Consider the following 3,225-nt stretch of genomic DNA (forward strand, 5'->3'; position numbering starts at 1 on the left):
CAAAGAGGAGTCCAATACCTTATCGACCCATTTTCGGTTTTCCGGATCAACAGACATTTCTTCTAATAAAACTTCAGCTACTGTCTCACCCATTTTTTTATTTACCTGATCAACAGAACTTAAAGGAGGCTCTACAAAAGAATCAAAAGGTTCATTAGCAAATCCGACAATAGCAATGTCTTCAGGAACTTTCACGCCATTTTTTTTCAAAACATGCATAACCCCCATTGCCGAATAATCTCCGGCGGAAAAAATCGCATCCGGAAGAACAGGCATTGCAAGTATCTTTTTTCCAGCTTCTTCACCTGTCGCTAAAGTGATACTGTTTTCAAAAATTAAAGATGAATCTACCCGAATATCCGAATCCATCAAAGCTTGAACATATCCGTCTTGTCGGTCTTTATAAACACTAATAGCCTGAGGTCCTGATAAATGAACTATGCGAGTACACCCCTGCTTTATTAAATGCATTACTGCATTATAGGCCGCTGTTCGATTATCTATTCTCACACAACTGCTCCTCTTGTCTAACGGAACTCTATCAAAAAAAACGACCGGTACTCCTCTGCTAATAACAGCATCAAAATGTTTATAATCTGTAGTTTCTGAAGCTAAAGATATTGCTAAACCATCGATTTTCTTCGCAAGCATAGTTTTCACGATATTCTTTTCTTCTTCCCAACGTTCGTTCGACTGAGAAACTAAAACACTATAACCAGCAGCATGAGCAACACTCTCGATTCCTCCGATGACCGAAGCGAAAAAATGACGGTCGATCCTCGGAACAATAACTCCGATAACCGATCCTTTTCCCGTTCTTAAATGATGGGCTACCGGATCGGGATGATAATTCATCTTCTCTGCGAGCTCCGACACCGCTTTTTTCATCTTTTCACTAATTCTCGGATGATTTTGCAAAGCTCGTGAAACGGTTGAAGCCGAGGTATTCAGTTCTTTGGCTAAATCATATATCGTGACCTTTTGCAATGGTTTCATATATTACCTTTCTTTACGAATTTAGTACCCACCCATCGGTTTTTCTCGGTATAAGTTTCCAATACTAACCCGCAATGATTTGCCTCTTCGCATATCACAGGAATATCCTCTTTGTAAAATCCACTCATATAAAGTTCAGAATTTTCATTCATGCAAGCACTATAAATTTTCATATTCTCCAACAAAACATTCCGGTTTATATTCGCCAATATAATATCATATTTTTTACCGGCAATTTGTTCCGATCCTCCTAACAAAATATCTATATTCGAAATATGATTCAATTGAATGTTTTCAAGAGCATTTTCATAGGCCCACTCATCGATATCAACTCCCGTGACAGATTTCGCACCTCTCATACTCGCCAAAATAGACAATATGGCCGTTCCGCATCCCATATCCAACACAACCTTGTTCTCAAATGAAGTTTTAAGCATCATTTCCATCATAGTACTTGTTGTCTCATGATGTCCCGTACCAAACGACATTTTCGGATCTATCAAAATGTCATATTTTACCTCGGGTATATCGGTATGAAAAGAGCTGTGAACCACACATTCATTTCCAATTACAATAGGTGTAAAATAGTTTTTTTCCCACTCTTCATTCCAATTACGGTCTGGAATTTCGATTACAGAATAATCGATTGCACAATCGACCGGAACTAAAACGAACGATCGTTTCATACGATCTTCATCGAATAAAGATGACGGAATATACGCAAAAAGTCCTTCTTCAAAAGAAACAAAACTATCGAATCCGATTTCCCCTAAAAATGCAGAAAGCAAATCTGTACTTACTTCGGAACAGGGGGTTATTTGTATTTTAACTTCAATATAATTCATCCTTTTATAAGCTAATGAGATAAACTAAAATCGTATCAACCTTTCATTTTTTCCAATAAACGAGGATAAGAAACATTTTTCACATGTGCATATTCCGGATATAACTCTAAAACTTTACGATACATTTTCTGAGCTTCCACATAATTCTCTCGTTTTTCTTCTACGACCCCGATTGTTACCATTAATTGAATGTACATCCAATTATTTTTTTTCAACTCGGGATCAGCTTCCATTGTTTGTAAAGCTTTTTTATAACCTTGTAACGCTTTCTCCGTATCTCCTCCAAAGATTCCCGGCATATAGAACAAGATATTCGAATATAAAATATTTACATGCGGATCATTCGGCCCTTTAGCAATAGATTTTTTAGCTTTATTCATCATACCTTTAGCTAAGGTTGTAGCTTTCAAAGGGGATAGGGCTATTTGAAAACCTGTCAAATTAGACATGAGACCAAGTAAAAGAGGATTGTCCGGATTTGTTTTATACAGCTTCATCGCAAGCTCATTAGCCTTCCGCAAATTCTCCGATGCCTGTTTTTTCTGTCCGACATCCATCAAATGACCGACCAAGCCATAATAATATGTTAAAATTTCCAACTGTCCTTCTGTATCTTGCAATTTAGGATCAGCAACCATCTTATTAATGACCCACGGCCACTGGGAAATTTTTCCATTCAAAAATAAGTTAAATGCTGTAGCTTTATAATCAATCTGCTGGGCTTTACCCCCCGACACTATACACAAAGACAAAATAGTAAAAATAAATATTCGTTTCATTTCTTCTTAATTAATGCCAAAAGAGAGGCCTACACCTCTCTTTTGTATGACAATGCAAAGATAGTCTTATTATTCAAATTATTTCAGGACTTCTTCTAATTTCTTCACCAAAGCTGATCCTTTCAAATCTTTTGCTACAATTTTTCCTTGCGGATCTACTAATATCGTATGCGGTATGCCTTGTATCGCATAAAGTAATACTGCTTCAGACTCCCATCCGTTCAAATCACTCATCTGAGGCCACGGAAGTTTTGCATTCTGAATGTATTGAATCCACTCATTTTTATTATTGTCAAACGAAACACCGATAATTTCAAAGTTCTTATTTTTAAACCGATCATATAAACTGATTAATGTCGGCATCTGTTTTCGGCAAGGAGCGCACCATGAAGCCCAAAAATCGACCAACACATATTTCCCTTTTCCGACGTAATCAGATAATGAGACCTCTTTTCCCTTCGGATCTTGCATTTTTAAATCAACATATGGCATTCCGACAGCAATATTTCGGGTATGTTCTAAAATATCCGAAAACGTCTGTATCATACGATCTTCTTTAAAAAACGGCTTTGCATCCTGGATTATCGCAGCTTGCTCCTCAGGTG

The 3,225-nt window shown here is 37.2% G+C and carries 4 protein-coding genes; all 4 read right to left on the minus strand.

The features are described 5' to 3' along the window. Positions 1-996: LacI family DNA-binding transcriptional regulator (locus AC1WHX_RS11420; RefSeq protein ID WP_481229391.1), on the minus strand; the 996-nt coding region annotated here is incomplete at its 3' end. After that, positions 993-1,841, minus strand: a complete 849-nt coding sequence (prmA, locus tag AC1WHX_RS11425) for a 50S ribosomal protein L11 methyltransferase (protein WP_122338395.1) — start codon at positions 1,839-1,841, stop codon at positions 993-995. The genes AC1WHX_RS11420 and prmA, both read right to left, overlap by 4 nt. A 35-nt stretch (positions 1,842-1,876) precedes the next feature. Beyond that, positions 1,877-2,620, minus strand: coding sequence for a tetratricopeptide repeat protein (locus AC1WHX_RS11430; protein ID WP_022600645.1), 744 nt, complete (start codon positions 2,618-2,620; stop codon positions 1,877-1,879). 78 nt (positions 2,621-2,698) lie between these two features. Further along, a partial coding sequence (locus AC1WHX_RS11435; protein WP_481229393.1) for a TlpA family protein disulfide reductase occupies positions 2,699-3,225 on the minus strand: 527 nt, incomplete at its 5' end.

Source organism: Coprobacter sp. (genome assembly GCF_982436375.1).

Bases quoted from the DNA above. Each gene is read 5' to 3' on its own strand.
- AC1WHX_RS11430 (WP_022600645.1), bottom strand. From the start codon at position 2,620: ATGAAACGAATATTTATTTTTACTATTTTGTCTTTGTGTATAGTGTCG.
- prmA (WP_122338395.1), bottom strand. From the start codon at position 1,841: ATGAATTATATTGAAGTTAAAATACAAATAACCCCCTGTTCCGAAGTA.